Origin of the sequence: Vibrio agarivorans (assembly GCF_030409635.1) — a bacterium.
Lineage (GTDB): Bacteria > Pseudomonadota > Gammaproteobacteria > Enterobacterales > Vibrionaceae > Vibrio > Vibrio agarivorans.
This window is the reverse complement of record NZ_JAUFQF010000004.1, coordinates 2,945,956-2,968,058: the sequence shown is the minus strand read 5'-3', so window position 1 is coordinate 2,968,058 and position 22,103 is coordinate 2,945,956. Positions and strand designations below refer to the sequence as shown.

Here is a 22,103-nt window from a genome sequence, read left to right as displayed (position 1 = left end):
TTATGTGCATGAATTGTTGAAAAAATATTGCATTTACCCCGGTAAAAAGGAGAACATAGCGTTAAGAGAGCTTGGCTAAGCCCTTGTGGACTACACAAATACGGTGCGATAGTCGAAACAGGAAGTCGATACCGTGAAATGAGTTGGCTAAATTCATGGAGAGAAAATGTTGTATAACTCTAAAAACAAAGTTCTGCTCTTAACAGCGCTTGCGTTCAGTGCAAGTGCCAGCGCAGCACCATCACCTTGGTCTGTTGGGGTCGGGGCATCTTATTCGCCGGAAGTATACATTGATACCGACTCTAATCGTACGGTTATCCCAATTATCGGCTACGAAGGTGAGCACCTATTTCTGCGTGGATTCTCAGCGGGTTATCGTATCTTTCCGCGTGGCACACCGCATAACTTCGTGCTGCGCTTGCAATATGACCCTCGAACTTTAGACCCCGATGACTCCAGTGACCCTGATATCAAGAAGCTAGATAAGCGAAAATCAGCCGTATTAGGTGGAGCGAGCTATCAGTATCTAAGCCGCTACGGTATGTTTGAAGTGAGTGCCGGTGCTGATATTGCAGGCAGACATGATGGCTTCTACGCGCAAACCTCTTATTCTTATCCTATCCGTGGGCAAGGTTGGGGCTTCACTCCCAATATTGGTTATGCCTATAACAGTGAAAAGCTCAACCAGCACCTCTACGGAGTGAGCGCGGCTGAAGCTGCGAGAACGCGTTTTAATGAGTTTGACCCAGGTTATGATGGTAACTTCTTTATTGGGGCAAGTGGTTACTACGGCATAACCCGAAGCATCCGTGTGATGGGGGCGATTCGATACTCGAACCTTGAAGGGGATTTAGAAGAGAGTCCCATTCTCGATGCCACACACGGAACGAGTTTGATGCTGGGTATCACCTATTCATTTTAGATGAAGTGAAAACCGGATGAGATAAAACAAAAAATGCCGCAAGATTGGAGTCTTACGGCATTTTAGCATCAGATAACCTTATTGAGGCCAGTAGAGACTAAGCGTTAAAGATTTGCTTGAACTCTGCTGCCGATAGGTGATACTGACGTGGGCAGTGGCGCCATGTGGCAAGCATGCGGCGATATTTGTCGAGCATTGGCATCTGTGAGTTAAAATGGTGATCGGCTTTGTCGAACTGAGGGTAAAGACCTTCAGAGTCAACCAAGAAGCGCACATAGTGCACACACTGGGCTTCTGTTGCTGCATCAAAGCCCAAGAACAGTAGGCGGCGCTGGTCTACGTCAGCACGCTCACTTTCTTCTAGCATTTTGTTTGACTCTTGCATCGCATGGTACATTTCCATGATATCAATGATTTCACGACACTCGTCTTCTGTTAGGCGACCGAAATCTTTGTTGAGCTCGCGCATTTGTAGCTCGTAGCCACGTTCCACGATCGTTTGAAGACGTTGGTACTTACCTGAGTTCTCAGGGTCCATTTTCATCATCAATTTGTATTGGTTCGACAGGATCAAACGTTGAGCGTTTGTCATTTCCATTATTTTGAGCCTCTTTACTTTCAATTATTGGTTTAGTGGCAATTTAGGCCAGTAAACCCTTATTAGTATTTGATGTTGTCGTGGTATTCGCTTAGCACTTCAACAATGCTATCCATTGTCTCTTTAGAAGGTGGATTCACGCCTTCTAGCGGGTAGTCGTGACCCAGCGCTTCCCATTTGTGCGCACCTAGTTTGTGATAAGGCAGCAGCTCCACTTTTTCAACATTGTCCATGTCTTTGATGAACTCACCCAGCTTACGAGCAGCATCGAGATCATCAGTGTAGCCAGGAACAACTACGTAGCGGATCCAAGTCGTCTGACCGATTTTTTGTAGGTAACGTGCGAAGTCTAACGTACGGCGATTGGATACACCGATGAGATCTTCGTGTACTTCGTCATCCATATGCTTTAGGTCAAGCATGACAAGATCGGTTTGCTCAAGAACTTCATCAACAACATCAGTGTGCTTACGGATGTAGCCATTTGTATCTAAGCAAGTGTGGATGCCCTCTGCCTTTGCCGCTTTAAAGAAATCACGCACAAATTCAGGCTGCATCATAGCTTCACCCCCTGAACACGTCACACCACCGCCAGAAGCGTTCATAAAGTGGCGATAAGACGTCGCGTCTTTCATTATTTCATCAACAGTGACTTCTTTACCGTCTTTTGGATCCCACGTATCGCGGTTATGACAGTATTTACAACGCATCAAACAACCTTGTAGGAAAACGATAAAGCGGATGCCAGGGCCATCGACAGTGCCACAAGACTCGAACGAGTGAATACGACCAGTAGTAGACATGAGTTAATCTCTGTTCTTCAAATAGTTGAGATATTTTATTACAAAAGTTGAGGATTAAATAGGTTTGATTGCCGATGAGCTGGTTACAGAACATGACAGAGTGAGTAACTGTGATCGAGATGAACAGATAGAGGGGCTTCCCCCTCTATCAAACTGAGTGATTAGAGGTTAGAAGAATCCAAACAAGGTAAAGCCACCCGTACCATAAACCGGTTGTGGTGCATCTTTGTATTCTGGTGTGTGCCCGGAAATAGTGAGGCTGGCACCAAAGTTTTGGTTATACCAAACCATACCCACAATCATCGAAGCCTGAAGTGGTTCGATTTCCATTTCGTAAGCGGAAAGCGGCAAATTTGGGTCTGGGTTAACGAGCTCACGATGACCTTCGATAGTCACATCGTTAAAGCGGATACGGCCTTTTGCACCAGCAAAACCAAACCATCCAGAATTTGACGCGCCTATCATACCAGCGCGGAACGGGTTCTCATGGTCAATGTTGGCCGAACCCATATTGCCCTCAAGGTCAGTACCCCAACGGAACATAAAACCGGTCGATATATCACTGCGGAAGTTACCAGCGTTCACTTCACTGACATTCGAAATCTCCACTTGAGAGTTGCCAAAAGAGCGCTCACGCATCAGGTTGTAGTGGCTAAGATAGCCAATGCTACCCACCCAGCCTTCGTCGATTTGGTTATCCCAACCCATAGGATCATCAGAGCCGACAATACTGTGTACAATACTTTGCGCTTCGGAAGCAAAAGAGTTATCACCCGTCACACCAACAGTTAAATTGAAGCGATGGGCTTGCTGTGGGTGCAAGCTAATGTAGTTAAACTCTGTATGGAAAAAGCCCGCATAAGGACGATCGCCAGCAATAGCATTCTCTTCTTCGATATCTTCAGGTGTCCACATTTTGTGGCCAAGCACGAACTCAAATTTATCGAGGGAAGAGACACCCCAAGCCGAAAGGCTCAATGGGCGTAAAAACATCGGAGGATTAATGGCTCCAGTCGTGTAGGAAAGAAACAGACCATTAGAATAGTCGTGATCGGTACGCACCATTCCGTCGTTATCGATACTAAATACAAGTGTATTTCTGTCAGAGGCAGCAACGCTGCAAGCGAGAGAAGAAAGGCTCAATGCCAGTAATGCTAAAGGCTTCATTATTATAACTACAACTTCCTTTTGTTAATTGCAGCTATAGTACCTAAAAATTCCGCTTTGTCCGAGTAATTGTCAGGGTTATGTGAGGTTTTGTGCAGTAAATCTGAATGCAAAAAGCCCCGCACAAGGCGGGGCTTTCACTATTCAATGAGTGTCTCTAATTATAAAGATTCAGTGAATGTACGTGCGATTACGTCAGCTTGCTGCTCTGGAGTCAGAGAGTTGAAGCGTACAGCGTAGCCTGATACACGAATTGTTAGCTGAGGGTAGTTCTCAGGGTGCTTAACTGCGTCTTCTAGAGTTTCGCGGTTAAGAACGTTCACGTTTAGGTGTTGACCACCTTCAATGCCAGCTTCGTGGTGGAAGTAACCATCCATTAGACCAGCAAGGTTAGAACGTTGTGAATCTTCTTCTTTACCTAGTGCGTTTGGAACGATAGAGAATGTGTATGAGATACCATCTTTAGCGTCAGCAAACGGTAGTTTACCTACAGAAGTAAGAGAAGCTACAGCACCTTTCTCATCGCGACCGTGCATTGGGTTTGCACCTGGAGCGAATGGAGCACCTGCTTTACGACCGTCTGGTGTAGTACCTGTCTTCTTACCGTATACCACGTTTGAAGTGATAGTAAGGATAGACTGTGTAGGTACCGCATCACGGTAAGTCTTAAGCTTACGGATCTTGTTCATGAAGCTAGTAACAAGTTCACAAGCCATGTCATCAACGCGAGCGTCGTTGTTACCAAATTTCGGGTAGTCGCCAGAGATGTCGAAGTCGATTGCGATACCGTCTTCGTCACGGATTGGCTTAACTGTGCCGTATTTGATTGCAGATAGAGAGTCAGCTGCAACAGATAGACCAGCAATACCACAAGCCATAGTACGACGAACGTCACGGTCGTGTAGAGCCATAAGCGCTGCTTCGTAGCTGTACTTGTCGTGAGAGTAGTGGATTGCGTTTAGCGCAGTCACGTATTGTGTTGCTAGCCAATCCATAAAGCTGTCTAGACCAGCCCAAACTTTGTCGAAGTCTAGAACTTCGTCAGTCATTGCTTCAGTCTTAGGACCAACTTGGATCTTAAGCTTCTCATCTACACCGCCGTTGATAACGTAAAGTAGAGTCTTAGCAAGGTTTGCACGCGCACCGAAGAACTGCATGTGCTTACCGATAACCATTGGAGATACACAACAAGCGATAGCGTAGTCATCGTTGTCGAAATCTGGACGCATTAGGTCATCGTTTTCGTACTGGATAGAAGAAGTATCGATAGATACCTTCGCACAGAACTTCTTGAAGCCTTCAGGTAGCTGCTCAGACCAAAGTACAGTGATGTTTGGCTCTGGAGAAGGACCCATAGTGTATAGCGTGTTTAGGAAACGGAAGTTTGTACGTGTAACTAGTGTACGACCGTCAACACCCATACCACCCATAGATTCTGTTGCCCAGATTGGGTCGCCAGAGAATAGCTCATCGTACTCAGGAGTGCGTAGGAAACGAACCATACGTAGTTTCATTACGAAGTGGTCGATCATTTCCTGAGCTTGTTCTTCAGTGATGATGCCAGCTGCGATGTCACGCTCAACGTAAACGTCAAGGAAAGTCGAAGTACGACCTAGAGACATTGCTGCGCCGTTTTGAGACTTAACCGCTGCTAGGTAACCGAAGTAAGTCCACTGGATTGCTTCTTTTGCAGTTGTTGCAGGACCAGAAATGTCGAAGCCGTAAGAAGCTGCCATCTCTTTTAGTTGACCTAGTGCGCGGTGTTGCTCTTGAAGCTCTTCACGCAGCTGCATAGTCATTTGCAGGTTGTCGCCCGCTTCTAGTTGCTCTTGAGTTGAGTGGAACTGAGCAACTTTGTCCTTCATTAGGAAGTCTACACCGTAAAGTGCTACGCGGCGGTAGTCACCAATGATACGACCACGGCCGTATGCATCTGGAAGACCAGTCAGAACGCCAGACTTACGACATTTTAGGATGTCTGGAGAGTAAACATCGAAAACACCTTGGTTGTGTGTTTTGCGGTACTCTGAGTAGATTTTAGAAACTTGTGGGTCAAGCGTACGGCCGTATGCTTTACAAGAACCTTCGATCATGCGCACGCCACCGTTAGGCATGATTGCACGCTTAAGAGGCGCTTCAGTTTGTAGACCAACGATAGTTTCTAGGTCTTTGTTGATGTAACCCGCATCATGTGAAGTGATGGTAGAGATAACAGAAGTATCGAAATCAACAGGAGCGTGAGTGCTGTTTTCCTGTTTGATACCTTCCATTACTTTAGCCCAAAGCGTGTTAGTCGCTTCAGTACCTTCAGAAACTAGGAAAGACTCGTCGCCTTCATAAGGAGCGTAGTTCTTCTGAATGAAGTCACGTACGTTTACTTCGTTTTGCCAATCACCTTCAGCAAAACCTTCCCAAGCTTTAGCAAATTGCTCAGCCATGACATACCTACCTTTTTAGTAGAAAAAACACGTACATTAGACACCGTGTGGCGCCTTAGTACACTCTAAGTAACAATATGTATAGACGATAAATCGTTCTATGCATCTATAAATATTGTCACCATCTATAGTGTGGAGATTTCCTCGATTTAATTCAAGGGTAAAACAAAAAAATATTTGAAACCTTAAACTAAATCAATAAATGCTAAATTTTTTTGTAAATGTTAAAAATGTTTTACAAAGGGCAGCCGGAGCTGCCCTACAATACATATCGCCTTATAGCCAAGCTTTTAGGCCGTATTGGCTTTCTAGCATACCAACAGCAAGCATTGCTACCAGACAAACCACGAACACACCCACTGGGATCACAATCTTATCAACAAATGATAGACGTGACGCGCGTTCTTTGTCGCCGATTAAACCGTTGTTGTCTAGGAACATAGTCAGTGCCCAAGCAAGAACAGGGTTAGCAACAACAGAAGCAAAGATACAAATACCAGCAGCTTGTGAATCTTTTGTGTCTTTAACCATCTGCATGCCCGCTTCAAGAAGCGGCAAGAATACGCCTACAAGAAGCGCAATACGCATAACTGGTGGCCATACCGCAACATCCATTGGGAAACCAAGGATTGCCACGATGATACAGAACGAGCCTAGTAGGATCGCACCAGCAGGAATAGGACGCTTCGCGATCGCTGCAGGGATCATGTAAGTACCCCAAGATGAAGTGATGTTACCACCACCAACCGCAGTACCGACCATTTGACGGAACGAACACATAGTCATTGTATCATCCACGTCCATCAGTACTTTCTCAGTACGACGTGGGTAGTTCAGTTCTTGGAAGATACGGTGACCAAGGAAATCAGGTGACCACATAGCAACCGCAAGAATCGCAAACGGCAGTGATGCAATGAAGTGCTCTAGGTTTGGAAGACCTAGCATCCAACCTTCTTCAGTGCTACCCCACCAGTACATTGGGTTTAGGTTAGGGATACCCATCTCTGTTTCAAACTTAAGGTCGAAACCAGCGCCAAGGCCTAAAGCAATTAATAGACCGGCAAATGCACAGACAGGGATTGCCAACCAGCGCATGTTGATTTTCGCTAAGTAAGCGTAAATCGCGATGTTGATACCCAGAACCACAAGGCCAACGTAACCCATGCTACCTGCGGTAACATCAGCAGATTGCAGACCAACAGCCCAAGACTGAATCGAACCAATTTGGCTCATCACCCCGGTAAAACCGAGGAAGATCAATAAGCCACCTGCGGTACCTTCTGAGGTCAAGTTGACCAGTTTGGAACCACCTTTAAAGTAACTCAATAGAAGACCAAATACACCTAGCAAAATTGCTAGAGCGAGTGGGTGAGCACCCGCTAGTGCGATTGAGCCGATGAGTGGGATCATCGGGCCGTGGTTACCGGCAAGGTTTGCACGCGGGTTAAAGAAGCCCGATGCAAGAATACAGAAAAGCAGTGCTGGGATAAGCATCTCAACACGCGCGACTTCAATCGCAAACTCTTTGCCCAGTTCTACGTGGTCCCAAGCAGCGGTTAGGCCATCTGCCCAAGACATCATTACCGCAGAGTACATTGCGATAATACCGATAGTACCTGCTAATGCAGGAACAAGATCTTCAAGTTCAAAGCGGAAATCACGACCTGGAAGGTTAAGACCGAAGCGGCGAGGCTTCATAATTTGTAGTTCGTGATCGAGATAATCTGAGCGTGAATCGAACTCTGATGCGGGACGATGTAGCTCACTGTAGCTTTTAGTCTCAATATCTTCAGCTGAATGAGCCTTATTCATTGCGTCTGACATAGATTCCTCATGATGTTAGAAATAGTAAGTATGTTCTTTCGAACAAATCGCAATCCTTGCGAAGAATGGTTATGAAAATCCTAGCACACATTTCAAGTGCCAAAGGTTTAATACGGCTGCCAAGCGATAGAAAACCCGCCCAATTCGTGCCAACAAAAAGGGAGTGTACCTAGATTGGCAGGGAGTTTAACGTGCTTACCCTTTTGGGTGATTGATTTAGATCACTTTATAAAATTTAGTTGAAATTTAATTACATTTGATTGCAATAATCGCTAAATCATTGCTGTTTATAAGGAAATTACATTCCAACATCGAAAGTGGATTACTTTTTTGTAGACAAAGTGAGCATTTTTTACCAAATTTGCGGCCTATAACATTTGTTTACATTTGTGGCATGAAGTCTGCATTAGTACCGTTATATTACTAACACAGTCAGATTTCCGGCACGAGTTTGCCGCTCAGAATGAATTTAAAGGAACACATAATGAAAAAAGCAGTTGTTTTGCCAATCGTGGCGGCAGTTTCGGGTGCGCTAATTGGTTGTGGGGGAAGCAGTGGCGGTGGTGGCTATACACCAAAAAATGTAACTTGGAGCTTTGTAGAGCCATTAAGGGTAACACAAGAAGAACTAAACACCGATTTTAAAGGGTGTTCTATTTATTTCAATCATACGTCTGTTGATGATCAGGATTTTGATTACTTTGTTATTGGTCGCCAGGCTACTCGCCAATTCCAAGTCTTAATGCATGATGTTGACGGGAGTATCATTGAAGAGTTTCAACCGAGTACAACAGGGACCGTAACATTCGATTGGAAAACTATTCCTGAGGGTGGATATATGTCTGTAGAGGAAAATGAGGGTAGAAACTCAGGTTCACGTGAAAGCTTTATCACATCCTTTCAAAAGGAGTTTGTTCAGAACATGACGCTTTCCATTCGATACTCACAGGACGGAAACGATTGTGTAAGAAATGAGAGCTTTAGATATGCAGAAAGCGATCTGGATGCACGAGTTGCGTTAGCCGGTGGTGCTGCAAGTTACTATCAAACTAGTGCTAGTATGAACCAAGTAACAGGAGCAGGGGCTGATAATTATCAGGCAGTGCCAGTGCATTCAGATGTCCCAGCAACAGAGAAAAAGTTAGCAACAGCATTTCGAGATGCAGACGGAATGTCATACAATAATTTTATGAGTTATGCGGTTTTTGACCGATCAAATATATATAGTCAAGAAACTGGTATTGGCTCAGAACCAGTTGTACTGATGGATGCGCTGTCTCATGAAGAATTTACTATTTCTGTTGCTTCAGGTGTTGCTTTTAATAGAGGTTCAGTCAATGTTGTCCTTGATAACAACGTCTACAGTTGGCAAGAAGTTTTTGAACAAGCCGACGGTCTGACTAAGTCTGGTATTGTTTTTTCCGATACTCAATTGAGTCATTGGAATGTGCTGCTTGAAGGTATATCGAGTGACAATACTGGTAAGTGGACTTTAACAACTGCTTCGGCACTAGACAGTACTACTGACGTTCATTTTCTTGAAAATTACGAATTATCCTCATTCGAACAGAGTGTTGCTACTGCGAGTTGTGTTGGAGGTGCGAGTAACTGCGTTTCCTTAGCTGGCTATGCTCCACAAGGTTGGGATGTTCAGCGTACTCACGTTCGTACAAAAACTGTAAATGGTAGAGATGCTTTCCAAACGATTTACCATACACCGGCCACAGAGCAGATTTTATTAGAGAGTGTGACAGAATACCTATCGGTTGCTAGTAATGATACCGTAATTGTTGGATTACTAGATGCTGGCGATATGAGCGATGAAGAAGCTGCTTTATACATAGCGGCGAGCAGTTATAATGTTGATGTTTTATCTGACCATTCAATAGAGCCTTCTACTCATAAATATGACGTTAATGGTCTTATTTTGGGGCAAAGTGGAGCTAACGAATTATCAAAGACAGTCATGAAGACAAACTCTGAGTTGGTTGCAAACTCCGTTAACTGGTAGCGTTAGTTATTTTGAGCAAAAAAGGGGAGCATAAGCTTCCCTTTTTTGTTTCGATAATGTTACCGTTGAAAGCTGTGGTGTCATTGAGTAAATATTCAATATTCGGCATACATTCCCACATTTACAAATTATTACAGACTAATTATTCGCAACTGCTGTTTTTTGCCGCGCTTTTTGCTGGAAAAGTAAACGTTTGCGGTTAATGCTATGTTGCGTTCCCTGTGGCTGGGTGCTAGTTTAGTACGCAGAATTTCTCATGAAGAGAATAATTGTTAAGACAGGGAGTTAGAGCGCATGAAAGATGTCGCCGCGCTAGATATTAAAGATCTACACAAAACCTTTGGCCAAAATGAAGTACTGAAAGGGATCTCCCTTGAAGCGCACAAAGGTGACGTGATCTCCATCATCGGCTCCTCTGGTTCTGGTAAAAGTACCTTCCTTCGTTGTATCAACCTTCTTGAAACGCCAACCGCGGGTGAGATTTGGGTCAATGGTGAATTGATTCAAATGAAACAGAACCGCGCTGGTGAGTCCTTACCAGTCAATGAAAAACAAGTTCAACGTATCCGCTCTCGCCTAGCAATGGTGTTCCAAAGCTTCAATCTATGGTCGCACATGACCGTACTTGAAAACGTCATCGAAGCACCTGTACATGTTCTTGGTGTACCAAAAGCACAAGCGATCGAAAATGCAGAGCTTATCTTAAAAAAGGTAGGCTTGTGGGAGCGTAAAGATTACTACCCTGGTCACTTATCGGGGGGGCAACAGCAACGTGCGGCCATTGCCCGTGCACTGGCTGTTGACCCAGAAGTGATGCTGTTTGATGAACCCACCTCAGCGCTTGACCCGGAACTTGTTGGCGAAGTATTAGGTGTAATGCGTGACCTTGCAGAAGAGGGGCGTACCATGCTGGTGGTGACCCATGAAATGGCATTCGCTCGTGATGTGTCCAACCATGTGATGTTCCTTCATCAAGGCAAAGTGGAAGAGCAGGGAGATCCAGCTAAGCTATTTACGAACCCTGAATCAGAACGATTACAGCAGTTTATTTCATCTATTTATTAAAACCTGTGCTCATCACGTTTGAAAGGCAGTCTCGAAATGTGAGTTTAAAGAGCACAACAATAACAATCACAGGAGTATGGAAATGAAAAAGTGGTTATTAGCCGCAACAATCGCGGCAACAGCAGTAACGGGTGTGGCACAAGCGAAGGAGTGGAACACCATCCGTTTTGGTATTGAAGGTGCATACCCTCCGTTTAGCTGGACAGAAGGTGACGGTTCACTGAAAGGCTTTGACGTGGATATGGCGAATGCACTTTGTGAAGAGCTAAAAGCGAAGTGTGTGATCGTACCTCAAGACTGGGACGGCATTATTCCGTCACTGCTTGCGCGTAAATACGATGCGATCATTGCAGCGATGTCTATCACTGAAGAGCGTAAAAAACGTGTTGATTTCACAGAAAAATACGCTCAAATTCCGAACAAATTCATTGCTAAGAAAGACGCTGGTTTGAACTTTGAAGATCTGTCTGGCGTGAAGATTGGTGTGCAGCGTGCTACAACACACGACAAATATCTGACAGACAACTACAAAGACGTAGAGATCGTTCGCTACGGTTCATTCGACGAAGCTTACCTTGATCTAGCTAACGGTCGTATTGCGGCGGTACTAGGAGATGCATCTGCGCTAGAAGAGGGTGTTCTTAACTCTGACGGTGGTGATGCGTACGAGTTCGCTGGCCCTTCTTTGACTGATCCAAAGTGGTTTGGTGAAGGCATGGGTATTGCAGTTCGCAAGCAAGACAAAGAGCTTACTGAAGCGCTATCAGGCGCTATCGCATCACTTCGTGAGCAAGGTAAATATCAAGAGATTGCAGCAAAATACTTTAACTACGACGTTTACGGCGATTAATCAACTTAGTTGGCCTGCCTAGGTAGGCCAACCCTCCTTTCTCCCTGCCAATGTAGTTTTGAAAGGTCAGGACAGGAATCCTCTATGATCGACTTACAAGGATATGAAGCCTCTATTTTTAAAGGGGCCATTTTGACGATTGAAGTAGCCCTTCTTTCGCTATTGCTTGCTGTTATTCTTGGCATGTTAGGTGCTCTTGCAAAGCTTGCCCCATATCGCTGGGCGCGCGCGATTGCAACACTTTACACAACCATTATTCGTGGTATCCCAGACCTTGTGTTGATGATGCTTATCTTCTTCGGCGGTCAAATCCTTCTCAACAATACCCTCTATGGTACCAACGAGTGGTTAAATGAATTCTTTACGGGGCGTAACCCAGACCATGAATGGGTCGCTTACGTGCCAGATTATATTGATGTCAGCCCATTCATTGCGGGTGTTTTGACCATAGGGTTCATCTTTGGTGCCTATATGGCAGAAACCTTCCGTGGCGCCATCATGGCGGTAGATAAAGGGCAAATGGAAGCGGCAAAAGCCTACGGAATGAGCTCGTTTAAAGCTTTCCACCGTATCCTACTACCGCAAATGATTCGCCATGCCCTGCCAGGTTTTGGTAATAACTGGTTAGTACTACTGAAAACCACCGCGCTGGTTTCGATTATCGGTTTAGAAGATATGGTACGCATTAGTTCGCTGGCTGCAGGCTCAACCAAAATGCCGTTTACCTTCTATATGACTGTCGCGGTTATCTTTCTTATTTTCACCGCCGTATCGACGGGCCTTCTCAAGCTCGTTGAGCGTAAATTCAGTATTCACGCGAGGTAATCATGGATTTTTCGTTAGTAGTAGAAAGCTTCCCTATTTACCTTGATGGGTTATGGACAACCGTTTGGCTGGTGGGTTTAGCGTTGATTATAGGGTTGTGTATCGCAATTCCACTTGCAGTGGCACGTAATGCCGATAATCCGATATTTTGGGCTCCGAGTTGGGCGTTTATCTACTTTTTCCGTGGTACGCCACTTCTGGTGCAGCTTTACCTAATCTATTACGGGATGGATCAGTTCTTCCCAGTAAAAGACACCATGTGGCAGCATGCTTGGTTCTGTGCCTTGGTGGCGTTCGTATTAAACACCTCCGCTTATACAGCAGAGATCATTCGTGGTGCGATCAATGGGCTACCAAAAGGGGAAGTGGAAGCCGCTAAAGCGTATGGCATGGGGACGTTTTTGACCTATCGCCGTATCATCTTGCCGAGTGCCTTACGCCGTGCGCTGCCAGCTTATAGTAATGAAGTGATCTTCATGCTTCATGGCTCAGCAGTGGCAGGTATTGTAACCATCATGGATTTAACGGGCGCAGCCCGCTTGGTGAACTCTCGTTATTACGCACCATTTGAGTCGTTCTTAACGGCAGGCCTGTTCTATATGGCGTTGACGTTTATCATTCTGTGGTGCTTTAAGTTTGCAGAGAAGCGCTTCTTGGCTTATTTGAGACCACTGAGCTAAAAAATTGGAGCGCCAATTTGGCGCTCTAATTCTATCCAAGCTTAAAAATCTTTGAAACTCGACCAAATAGGCGCATGATCCGAAGGTTTTTCAATACCACGCAACTCATAGTCGACATCTGATTCATAGCATTGCGCCGCGAGTGACTCTGTCGCCAAAATCACGTCAATACGCAGTCCACGGTTATCAGGGAAACCTTTCGAGCGGTAATCAAACCATGAAAAACGATCGTTTACGTCTGGGTGAATTTGGCGGAAAGTATCGGTTAAGCCCCAATTAAGCAAGGTTTGTAGCCACTCTCGCTCTTCTGGTTGGAATGAACACTTACCTGTCTTGAGCCAGCGCTTACGGTTTGGCTCACCGATGCCAATGTCATCGTCAATTGGGCTGATATTGATATCGCCCATCACCACCAACTTCTCATCACTGCTATGGTGCTCGTTGAGGTAGGTCATCAAGTCTGTATAGAATTGGCGCTTGTACGGAAACTTGGTTTCATGGGCGATATTATCGCCTTGTGGGAAGTAGCCGTTGAGCACAGTTACCTTATCGCCGTTATCATCTTCCACAGTGCACATAATCATGCGCTTTTGATGCTCTTCGTTATCTGTCGGAAAGCCTTTTTGTACGTGTAAGGCTTCTTTCTTGCACAGCATCGCCACACCATAGTGCGCTTTTTGACCATGGAAGTAGACGTGGTAACCCATGGCTTCGACATCCTCGATAGGGAAGGCTTCATCGTGAACTTTGATCTCTTGTAAACCAATGACATCTGGCTGATGTTTGTCGATCAGCGCTTGAAGCTGATGAAGGCGGGCACGAAGGCCATTTATGTTGAAGCTGACAATTTTCATTATTCGATCCGTCTTTATTTGTAGTTAAACACAGCGTGTTTTCGCTGATTCTAACACGAAGTTCAGTAATTCGAGCTTAAGTTAATGATAAAACCGCCGATAGAGTATTGAATTGTTAAGTTAATGTGATGTATTTTTAAGCCTGCAACAAAAGTTGTAGGACAATCGTTCTTAGTGGCACATCTAAGGATATAGATGGTGGCTGAGAATCTCATGAAAAATTAGGTTAGTGCTTTAAAGCACAGTTTTTACGATGTTTGCTTAAATAAGGATGTGTTATGCGAACACTTTCAGTGCAGTGGAAAATCACGCTGCTCGTCGGTTGCTGTCTACTTGTTACCTCTCTATCTCTTGTTGGTTTATCTCTGTATAACGCGTCAAACAATCAAGCGGTTGTACAAGAGTATTCAACACGGTCTGTCCAAGACAAATCTCAGCAACTCCTCATCTCTCAAGCGCAACTGGCTTCACGTGAAGTGGAGCAATACCTTCAACAAGCGCAACTGCGTGCAGAAATGATCGCGTCTACCGTGTTGCTAACAAAAACCAGTAGCGAAGATAATTTTGGTGCCAGTGAAGATTTACGTACTGCTCTTGATGAGATTGTACGAAAAACGGTGGTGAACTTTACGACCATTAATACCGCCTATCTGGTATTTTTGCCGGATGCGTTAGACAGTGAAGACGCGAATTATGTCGGCGCAGACTACGTAGGATCGAACGATGCAGGTCGCTTTGCGTCGTTGTGGACTGTCAATGACAATAACGAACAGGTCTCGCAGCGTGTACTACAAGAGTCTCAACTAAACTCCCCACAATACAACTCACTCCAGTCCTGCTTGACTGGGTCTTCGCACGTTTGTTTTGGTCAGGCGTCGCTGATGAACTTTAACAATCAGGCGGCACTGAATGTCGCGCTATCTGTTCCAGTTAGGGTGGATGGAGAACTCGTCGGTTATTTCGGTACAGTGATAGACCTATCGTCTTTGAACAGTATCGTGCTGACCGCAGACAAACAGCTGTTTGACGGGCAAGGTCAAGTGGCAATTACTGATTCAAGCAATCAAGTTCTCGCGACTGACAATGTTCAACTTGTGCCTTTAGCTCAGTATCAGAGTCAAGATTTCGCAGCCGCAGAGCTGAATCGCTTGTTTGAGCGCAAAGAAATTAAGGCGCAATGGAGTGAAAACCAACAACAACTGGCCGTTTACGTACCCATGGTATTAGGCAATCAAACGTGGCGTGTGATGATTGAAATGCCTCGCTCGGCCGTGTTTGCTGATGCGTATGAGCTGGACGGTGTGATCTCAGACAGATTAGCAGAAGCGATAGAAACTGAACTCGTTTTTGCCGCTCTGGTGATTGTTGTTGCATTGGGTGTGATCTATCTGTTAGCTCGCAATATCGTTAAGCCAATCCGAGCCGTTGCTAACCGATTAGAGGAAATTTCATCTGGGGAAGGCGATCTCACACAGCGTCTCACAGTGAACTCCAATGATGAGCTTGGTGCATTGGCGAACGGGTTCAATACATTTTTGCAGCGTCTACAAAGTACCATTTCAGACGTGGTGACGACATCGAACAATATTGCTAACACCACTGAACAGGCCAAGCACTTTGCTCACGAAACTCGCGAGAGTAGTGGGGCTCAGTTTAAAGAGGTAGACCTGGTGGCGACGGCTTCTGAAGAGATGACCCAAACAGCTGGCTTAGTGGTTCAAAATGCAGAATCAGCTGTAGTGGCAGCATTGCAAGCGAGAGAGTCTGCACTGGCGGGAGAACAAGTTGTTGTCTCGACAGAGAAAGAGATGAATAAGCTTGTCGATAACATGACCGCGGCTGTGCCAGTAGTGAAGGCCCTAGCTCAGAATAATGCCAATATTACCGACATCCTCTCGGTCATTGAAGGTATTTCAGAGCAAACGAATCTATTAGCCTTGAATGCAGCGATTGAAGCCGCACGCGCAGGAGAGCAGGGGCGTGGCTTTGCCGTTGTAGCAGATGAGGTCCGCAGCCTAGCGACTCGCACGCAGGATTCTGTAGGTGAGATCCGTGAAGTGATCAGTCAGGTTCAAGCGGGCACTCAAGATGTGGTTGAAACGATTGAAGTGGGCAATACATTAGCCTCTGGCGCAGCACATGAAGTGCAAAAAATTGTTGAGGAGCTCAAGCAGATAGCTGACTCGGTTAATGCTATTCATGATATGAACAGCCAGATTGTCAAAGCGGCAGAAGAGCAACAGCAGGTTTCAGGCGAGGTCAATCTAAACGTGGCGAATATTCGTGAGCTGAGCGCTGGCATTTTGCAGCATGCTGAAGAATCAGAGCAAACGGCACAGTTCATTGATGAGTTATCCGCTCAGCAACAAGGGCTAATGCAGCAGTTTAAGGTGTAATTTTTTATTGGGCGCATACTCAACTCAGCACCTATCACAGGGTGGCCAGTGCCTAACTAGTTGTTAATGTGGGACTAATTAGCAGCGTGAGTATTATTCCATATGGAATAATCGTTATTCCTAGTTGAACACGGTTTATGAGGCTAAGATTTGCTCACAACAAATAGATGTAAACAGCCTCAACTTTTGGAGTGTTCAATGAAACGCCTAACCACTTTTTTTGCTGCGACTCTTATTGCAACAGGCGCACATGCCAGCCTAATTATCGATAAAAATGGTGTCGATGAAAAAGATTACATTTATGACTTGCATCAGTGTGAAGAGCTTGCAGGTCAAGTGCAAAAAGACAACCGTTCTCGTGGCGCTGTTGGCGGCGCGGTGAAAGGCGCTGCGTTGGGTGCTGCGGGTACTGCTATTGCCGGTGGTTCTGGCTCTGACGGTGCGAAAGTGGGCGCTGGCGTAGGCCTTGCCGCAGGTGTGCTAGGTGGCAGCCGAGATCGTCGCCAAAACCAAGACAACTACGAAGCAGATCAGCAAAACGTAATGCGTAACTGTATGACGAATCGTGGCTACACAGTATTAAACTAAAAACGTCAGGGTACTTAACAAAGGCAGTGTTGTAAGTAACCCACTGATGGCTAGTGACGGCAGAGAGTATGACTCTCTGCCGTTTTTTTGGCTTCGACTTTGAGATTTAGTGATGCTATCGAACGAAAGGTGAATGAGCATAAAAAAGCGCCCAGACCATAAAGGGCTGGGCGTATACAATAAAACAGGAGTTAATAAGAAAAAGCAGCTTCATTAGCAGCGGACAGACAGAATTCATTTCGACGGCCAGTGAAACAAGGGTGTTGCTGTTCGCTACATATATGTAGACCGAGCTTAATAAAAAGAGTTCAAAATAAAATTCGTTTTTTATTCAATTTAATACTTATCAATAACTTAACCAAAACAGCCCAGATACAATCAATGAAAGTGTGATGTTAATTGCTTGTTAATTTGTTGTTGTGGGCGTATATTTCAAACAGGTGTTTAATACGACTGATTGAAATGACTTCAAGAAACTCTACGAAAGATAAGATTTTGGATGTGGCGGAAGCTTTGTTTGCAGAACATGGTTTCAACGACACATCACTACGAACCATTACAAGTAAAGCAGGTGTCAACCTTGCCTCGGTCAATTATCACTTTGGCGATAAGAAAACCTTGGTTCGTGCAGTACTGGATCGTTATTTAGAGGCGTTCATGCCAGCGGTAGAAGACGCGCTGATCACGCTTAATCTCAATGAAGAGTTTGAGATGGCTGATGTGTTTGAGGTTCTGCGTGCACCCTTACGATCGCTCAATGATATCCGCCCTAACGGCACCGCACGTTTTATGTCGCTTATAGGGCGTGGTTATACCGACGTACAAGGTCACTTGCGCTGGTTCATCACGACACGCTATCAAAATAGCTTGGCGCTCTTCACCCAGTCGATATTAAAAGCAAACCCCAGTTTGACCCCGGACATTCTGTTCTGGCGCTTACACTTTACGCTTGGCACTTGCGTTTTCACTATGGCGTCGAGTCAAGCGCTAACGGAAATTGCCAACAACGATTTTGATCAAGAAGCAGACCCTAAATCGGTTGTCGATCAGTTGATTCCTTTCCTCGCTGCAGGGATGTCGGCTGATCTAATTGCCACAAAATAACAATAAAACAATATACAGCACGTGAACAAAAGGATTAAACCATGAGCTCTCTACGTAAAAAATGGATCAGTGATCCCGCATTCAAAATGTTCAAAAAGGTTCTTCCTCCTCTCTCTAGTACTGAGAAAGAGGCGATGGAAGCCGGTAGCGTTTGGTGGGACGGTGAACTGTTTTCTGGCCAGCCAGACTTCGCGAAACTGCATCAATATCCGGCACCGGCGCTAAGCGCGGAAGAACAGTCTTTCATGGACAATGAACTAGAGACACTGCTCGGCATGCTAGATGACTATGAGATTGTGACGAAAGATCGCAATTTGCCACCCGCAGTCTGGGAGTACATGCGTAAAGAGCGTTTCTTCTCTTTGATTATCTCTAAAGAGTACGGCGGTCGTGCGTTTTCAGCCTTGGCGAACTCGACGATTGTCAGTCGCTTGGCAACACGAAGTATTAGTGCTGCGGTAACCGTCATGGTGCCGAACTCGTTAGGACCAGGTGAGCTGCTGTCGCACTATGGTACTGAAGAACAAAAAGATTATTGGTTACCTCGTTTGGCAGATGGTACTGACATTCCTTGTTTTGCATTAACAGGTCCAGAAGCGGGTTCAGATGCGGGCGGCATTCCAGATACGGGCGTGGTTTGTTATGGCGAGCATGAAGGGGAACAAGTACTTGGTTTACGCCTTAACTGGAACAAACGCTATATTACCCTTGCGCCCGTTGCCACGGTGCTCGGTCTTGCTTTCAAAATGTATGACCCTGATGGCTTGATGGGAGATAAAAAAGATCTCGGCATCACCTGCGCATTGATTCCAGCAGACCACACTGGAGTAGAAATTGGCGAGCGTCATGACCCTATCGGTCTTGCGTTCATGAATGGTCCTACCCGAGGCAAAGATGTCTTTATTCCAATGGATTGGCTCATTGGAGGTCAAGACTATGCCGGCAAGGGCTGGCGTATGCTGGTGGAGTGTTTGTCGGCAGGGCGTGGTATCTCATTGCCAGCATTGGGCACCGCTATCGGTCACTTAACCTCTAGAACAACCGGTGCCTATTCGTATGTGCGTAAGCAGTTTGGTATGTCTATCGGTAAGTTTGAAGGCGTTGCTGAATCTCTCGGTCGTATCGGTGGTTTGACCTATCTACTTGAAGCGTCACGAACCATGACCACAACGGCGCTCGATTTGAATGAGAAGCCGGGCATTATTACAGCGATCGCTAAATATCATATGACAGAGATGGCGCGTACCATTCTGAATGATTCAATGGATATTCACTCTGGTCGTGCGATTCAAGCGGGACCGATGAACTATCTCACTTCTGCTTACTTGGGCGTTCCTGTAGCTATTACGGTTGAAGGTGCCAACATTCTAACTCGTAACCTAATGATCTTTGGTCAAGGTGCTACACGCTGTCATCCTTATGTATTGCAAGAGATGGAAGCGGCGGCCAACCCCGATGAGAAGGAAGCCGCTGACCAGTTTGACGATCTATTGTTCAAGCACATTCGTCATGCGACACGTAATACATTTGGTGCGTTTGGTGCAGCGCTGACGGGCTCGAGATTTGTCAAAGCGCCAATGCCTGGTCCAACGAAACAGTATTACCAAGAGTTAACTCGCTTGAGCCGCGCACTTGCGGTGAGTGCAGATTTTGCCATGCTAACACTCGGCGGTGATCTAAAGCGCAAAGAGATGATTTCTGCGCGTCTTGGTGATGTGCTTAGTTATCTTTACCTCGCATCGGCGGCATTGAAAAAGTACGAAGATGAAGGTCGACAGCAGCAGGACCTCAACTACGTTCATTACGCAGTACAACACTGTTTCTATAATGCAGCGAAAGCGCTGTCGGAAGCCTTCCGTAACTACCCAGTTGCGGGAGTAGGTGGCTTGTTGAAAGTGGTGATTTTCCCACTGGGTAATCATTTCAAAAAACCAAGTGATGACTTGACGGTGGAAATAGCGCAGAGCTTAATGACCCCTGGAGCACATCGTGAGCGCCTGACCAAGCTGTGTTATATCGGCGAGAAAGAGGACGACAGTGTGGGTCTAATGGAACGCGCCTTTATTGCGATGTATGACATTAAGGGTATAGAGCGTAAGTTGTTCAAAGCAGTTAAGGCGGGCACCGTTGATAAAAAAGGTTTACTGGCAGACCGCTTACAGCAGGCTCTGCAAGCGGATGTGTTAACCCAAGAGGAGGTTGAACAAGTTCTTGCGGCGGATAAGTTACGCTATCACGCGATTCAGGTAGACCATTTCAGTCATGACTTAACTGAGGTGAGAACCCAGCAAACACTAGACTCTAGCAAAGGCAAGAGTAAAAAGTCCTCGAAGCTCAATAGTGCCGCTTAATCGTTGTTACTTTCAGTAACGCGCAGCGAACGTCTGTAAAACAACGAGACTTCGCTGCTTAAAACCAGTTTTCATCTTCTATCCTACTTTCGACCACACTCTTTATCGGGCGTGGTCGCTTTTTTTGTACTAAGTTACCTTACTGGTAAGCCATTGGAGGTGTATTTCCCCCATACGGTATCGATAGAAATCTTAACTTTGGTGTGAAAGTCATCCAACCACTTGCAAAATTCGCGGAAATTTACACAAACTAGATGAGATTTTAGTTTGAACCTTTTATCCTACTGCCAACTGATAAAGGAAGTTGAATATGATCATCAAACCTAGAATTCGTGGATTTATTTGTACAACAACGCACCCAGTTGGTTGTGAAGCAAACGTAAAAGAACAAATTGCTTATACTCAAGCACAAGGCAAAATTGCTAACGCACCAAAGCGTGTACTTGTTATCGGTTCTTCAAGTGGTTACGGCCTCTCTTCTCGTATCGCAGCCGCCTTTGGTGGTGACGCATCAACCATCGGTGTTTTCTTTGAGAAAGAAGGCACTGAACGCAAGCCAGGCACAGCCGGTTTCTACAACGCTGCCGCTTTTGACAAGCTGGCCAATGAAGCGGGTCTTTACTCAAAAAGCTTAAATGGCGATGCGTTCTCAAATGAAGCAAAACAGAAAGCCATCGATCTCATTAAAGAAGACTTAGGTCAGATTGATATGGTGGTTTATTCACTAGCATCACCAGTACGCAAAATGCCAGAAACAGGCGAGCTTGTGCGTTCAGCACTGAAGCCAATCGGCGAAACCTACACGGCAACCGCAGTAGACACCAACAAAGACGTCATTATTGAAGCTAGTGTTGAGCCGGCAACAGATGAAGAGATCGCTGATACGGTTACGGTAATGGGCGGTCAAGACTGGGAGCTTTGGATCAATGCACTTTCTGATGCAGGTGTTCTTGCTGACGGTTGTAAGACAGTGGCATACAGCTACATTGGTACAGAGCTGACGTGGCCAATCTATTGGGATGGCGCATTGGGTCAAGCGAAGATGGACTTAGATCGCGCAGCAACAGTGCTGGGTGAAAAGTTGGGTCAAACGGGTGGCACAGCAAACGTAGCTGTACTGAAGTCGGTTGTGACTCAGGCGAGCTCAGCGATTCCTGTTATGCCACTTTACATCGCGATGGTGTTCAAGAAAATGCGCGAAGAAGGTGTGCATGAAGGCTGTATGGAGCAGATTTATCGCATGTTCAGCCAACGTCTATACAAAGAAGACGGCACAGCACCTGAATTGGACGACAAGAACCGTCTACGTCTCGATGACTGGGAGCTGCGTGAAGACATTCAGCAACACTGTCGTGACCTATGGCCACAAGTGACGTCAGAGAACCTAAAAGAGCTGACAGATTACGTTCAATACAAAGAAGAGTTCCTGAAACTGTTCGGCTTTGGTGTTGAAGGTGTGGATTACGAAGCGGACGTAAACCCAGCCGTCGAAACACAGTTCATCGCAATCTAATTTTCGATGAGATCAAATAAAAAAGAGCCGTAAAAATCGGCTCTTTTTTTATACCCTAAGACTCATTAAAGGTCCTAATCTCCTTCAACCTTCAACCTTCAACCTTCAACCTTG

General features: G+C 45.6%; 17 protein-coding genes. 11 read left to right on the top strand and 6 right to left on the bottom strand.

What is annotated here, in order from left to right; genetic code table 11:
* Positions 1–166 precede the first annotated feature (166 nt).
* Complete coding sequence (locus QWZ05_RS22075; protein WP_264875164.1) at positions 167–922, top strand: MipA/OmpV family protein; 756 nt, start codon at positions 167–169, stop codon at positions 920–922.
* Between the two features lie 97 nt (positions 923–1,019).
* On the opposite strand, the gene QWZ05_RS22070 is transcribed toward QWZ05_RS22075, so the two are convergent.
* The 5 genes from QWZ05_RS22070 to QWZ05_RS22050 all read right to left on the bottom strand — a co-directional run bounded on the left by QWZ05_RS22070 (position 1,020) and on the right by QWZ05_RS22050 (position 7,752).
* Positions 1,020–1,520, bottom strand: a complete 501-nt coding sequence (locus QWZ05_RS22070; RefSeq protein ID WP_290300727.1) for a YfbU family protein — start codon at positions 1,518–1,520, stop codon at positions 1,020–1,022.
* A 62-nt stretch (positions 1,521–1,582) separates the two neighbouring features.
* Entirely contained in the window at positions 1,583–2,323 is a 741-nt protein-coding gene (pflA, locus tag QWZ05_RS22065) for a pyruvate formate lyase 1-activating protein (RefSeq protein WP_264875166.1), read from the bottom strand.
* Between the two features lie 168 nt (positions 2,324–2,491).
* The gene (locus QWZ05_RS22060) at positions 2,492–3,490 is read right to left on the bottom strand and encodes a lipid A deacylase LpxR family protein (RefSeq protein ID WP_290300725.1); all 999 of its coding nucleotides are present in this window, start codon (positions 3,488–3,490) and stop codon (positions 2,492–2,494) included.
* A gap of 161 nt (positions 3,491–3,651) precedes the next feature.
* Positions 3,652–5,928, bottom strand: a complete 2,277-nt coding sequence (gene pflB, locus QWZ05_RS22055) for a formate C-acetyltransferase (protein WP_290300723.1) — start codon at positions 5,926–5,928, stop codon at positions 3,652–3,654.
* A 276-nt stretch (positions 5,929–6,204) separates the two neighbouring features.
* Entirely contained in the window at positions 6,205–7,752 is a 1,548-nt protein-coding gene (locus tag QWZ05_RS22050) for a DUF3360 family protein (protein WP_289961675.1), read from the bottom strand.
* A gap of 484 nt (positions 7,753–8,236) precedes the next feature.
* Here QWZ05_RS22050 and QWZ05_RS22045 point away from each other — a divergent pair, with 484 nt between their 5' ends.
* The 5 genes from QWZ05_RS22045 (at position 8,237) to QWZ05_RS22025 (ending at position 13,183) form a co-directional block, all read left to right on the top strand.
* On the top strand, positions 8,237–9,763 hold the full coding sequence (locus QWZ05_RS22045) for a hypothetical protein (RefSeq protein WP_290300721.1): 1,527 nt from the start codon (positions 8,237–8,239) through the stop codon (positions 9,761–9,763).
* A gap of 294 nt (positions 9,764–10,057) precedes the next feature.
* On the top strand, positions 10,058–10,828 hold the full coding sequence (locus QWZ05_RS22040; RefSeq protein ID WP_264875171.1) for an ABC transporter ATP-binding protein: 771 nt from the start codon (positions 10,058–10,060) through the stop codon (positions 10,826–10,828).
* Between the two features lie 82 nt (positions 10,829–10,910).
* A complete protein-coding gene (locus tag QWZ05_RS22035; protein ID WP_307726621.1) occupies positions 10,911–11,678 on the top strand; it encodes an ABC transporter substrate-binding protein in 768 nt (255 codons plus the stop codon).
* Between the two features lie 84 nt (positions 11,679–11,762).
* Positions 11,763–12,503 carry an ABC transporter permease gene (locus tag QWZ05_RS22030; RefSeq protein WP_290300719.1) on the top strand — a complete coding sequence of 247 codons (741 nt, stop codon included), beginning with the start codon at positions 11,763–11,765 and terminating at the stop codon, positions 12,501–12,503.
* A gap of 2 nt (positions 12,504–12,505) precedes the next feature.
* A complete protein-coding gene (locus QWZ05_RS22025) occupies positions 12,506–13,183 on the top strand; it encodes an ABC transporter permease (protein ID WP_264875174.1) in 678 nt (225 codons plus the stop codon).
* Between the two features lie 41 nt (positions 13,184–13,224).
* On the opposite strand, the gene xthA is transcribed toward QWZ05_RS22025, so the two are convergent.
* Positions 13,225–14,037: an exodeoxyribonuclease III gene (gene xthA / locus QWZ05_RS22020; protein ID WP_264875175.1), complete on the bottom strand. Its 813-nt coding sequence runs from the start codon at positions 14,035–14,037 to the stop codon at positions 13,225–13,227.
* A gap of 278 nt (positions 14,038–14,315) precedes the next feature.
* Between xthA and QWZ05_RS22015 the strand changes: the two genes are divergently transcribed.
* The 5 genes from QWZ05_RS22015 (at position 14,316) to fabV (ending at position 21,989) form a co-directional block, all read left to right on the top strand.
* The gene (locus QWZ05_RS22015; protein ID WP_264875176.1) at positions 14,316–16,433 is read left to right on the top strand and encodes a methyl-accepting chemotaxis protein; all 2,118 of its coding nucleotides are present in this window, start codon (positions 14,316–14,318) and stop codon (positions 16,431–16,433) included.
* 198 nt (positions 16,434–16,631) lie between these two features.
* Positions 16,632–17,021: a glycine zipper family protein gene (locus tag QWZ05_RS22010; protein WP_264875177.1), complete on the top strand. Its 390-nt coding sequence runs from the start codon at positions 16,632–16,634 to the stop codon at positions 17,019–17,021.
* A gap of 453 nt (positions 17,022–17,474) precedes the next feature.
* Complete coding sequence (gene psrA / locus QWZ05_RS22005) at positions 17,475–18,125, top strand: TetR family transcriptional repressor PsrA (protein ID WP_264875478.1); 651 nt, start codon at positions 17,475–17,477, stop codon at positions 18,123–18,125.
* A gap of 41 nt (positions 18,126–18,166) precedes the next feature.
* Positions 18,167–20,476, top strand: a complete 2,310-nt coding sequence (locus QWZ05_RS22000; protein WP_264875178.1) for an acyl-CoA dehydrogenase — start codon at positions 18,167–18,169, stop codon at positions 20,474–20,476.
* Positions 20,477–20,786: 310 nt separating this feature from the next.
* Positions 20,787–21,989 (top strand): enoyl-ACP reductase FabV, encoded by a 1,203-nt coding sequence (gene fabV / locus QWZ05_RS21995; protein ID WP_264875179.1) that lies wholly within the window; start codon positions 20,787–20,789, stop codon positions 21,987–21,989.
* Positions 21,990–22,103 lie beyond the last annotated feature (114 nt).

Coding starts and splice junctions, on each gene's coding strand:
- QWZ05_RS22050 (WP_289961675.1), bottom strand. CDS start 7,752: ATGTCAGACGCAATGAATAAGGCTCATTCAGCTGAAGATATTGAGACT.
- xthA (WP_264875175.1), bottom strand. CDS start 14,037: ATGAAAATTGTCAGCTTCAACATAAATGGCCTTCGTGCCCGCCTTCAT.
- QWZ05_RS22075 (WP_264875164.1), top strand. CDS start 167: ATGTTGTATAACTCTAAAAACAAAGTTCTGCTCTTAACAGCGCTTGCG.
- QWZ05_RS22040 (WP_264875171.1), top strand. CDS start 10,058: ATGAAAGATGTCGCCGCGCTAGATATTAAAGATCTACACAAAACCTTT.
- QWZ05_RS22045 (WP_290300721.1), top strand. CDS start 8,237: ATGAAAAAAGCAGTTGTTTTGCCAATCGTGGCGGCAGTTTCGGGTGCG.
- fabV (WP_264875179.1), top strand. CDS start 20,787: ATGATCATCAAACCTAGAATTCGTGGATTTATTTGTACAACAACGCAC.
- pflA (WP_264875166.1), bottom strand. CDS start 2,323: ATGTCTACTACTGGTCGTATTCACTCGTTCGAGTCTTGTGGCACTGTC.
- QWZ05_RS22010 (WP_264875177.1), top strand. CDS start 16,632: ATGAAACGCCTAACCACTTTTTTTGCTGCGACTCTTATTGCAACAGGC.
- QWZ05_RS22035 (WP_307726621.1), top strand. CDS start 10,911: ATGAAAAAGTGGTTATTAGCCGCAACAATCGCGGCAACAGCAGTAACG.
- QWZ05_RS22015 (WP_264875176.1), top strand. CDS start 14,316: ATGCGAACACTTTCAGTGCAGTGGAAAATCACGCTGCTCGTCGGTTGC.
- QWZ05_RS22025 (WP_264875174.1), top strand. CDS start 12,506: ATGGATTTTTCGTTAGTAGTAGAAAGCTTCCCTATTTACCTTGATGGG.
- QWZ05_RS22000 (WP_264875178.1), top strand. CDS start 18,167: ATGAGCTCTCTACGTAAAAAATGGATCAGTGATCCCGCATTCAAAATG.
- QWZ05_RS22030 (WP_290300719.1), top strand. CDS start 11,763: ATGATCGACTTACAAGGATATGAAGCCTCTATTTTTAAAGGGGCCATT.
- QWZ05_RS22060 (WP_290300725.1), bottom strand. CDS start 3,490: ATGAAGCCTTTAGCATTACTGGCATTGAGCCTTTCTTCTCTCGCTTGC.
- pflB (WP_290300723.1), bottom strand. CDS start 5,928: ATGGCTGAGCAATTTGCTAAAGCTTGGGAAGGTTTTGCTGAAGGTGAT.
- QWZ05_RS22070 (WP_290300727.1), bottom strand. CDS start 1,520: ATGGAAATGACAAACGCTCAACGTTTGATCCTGTCGAACCAATACAAA.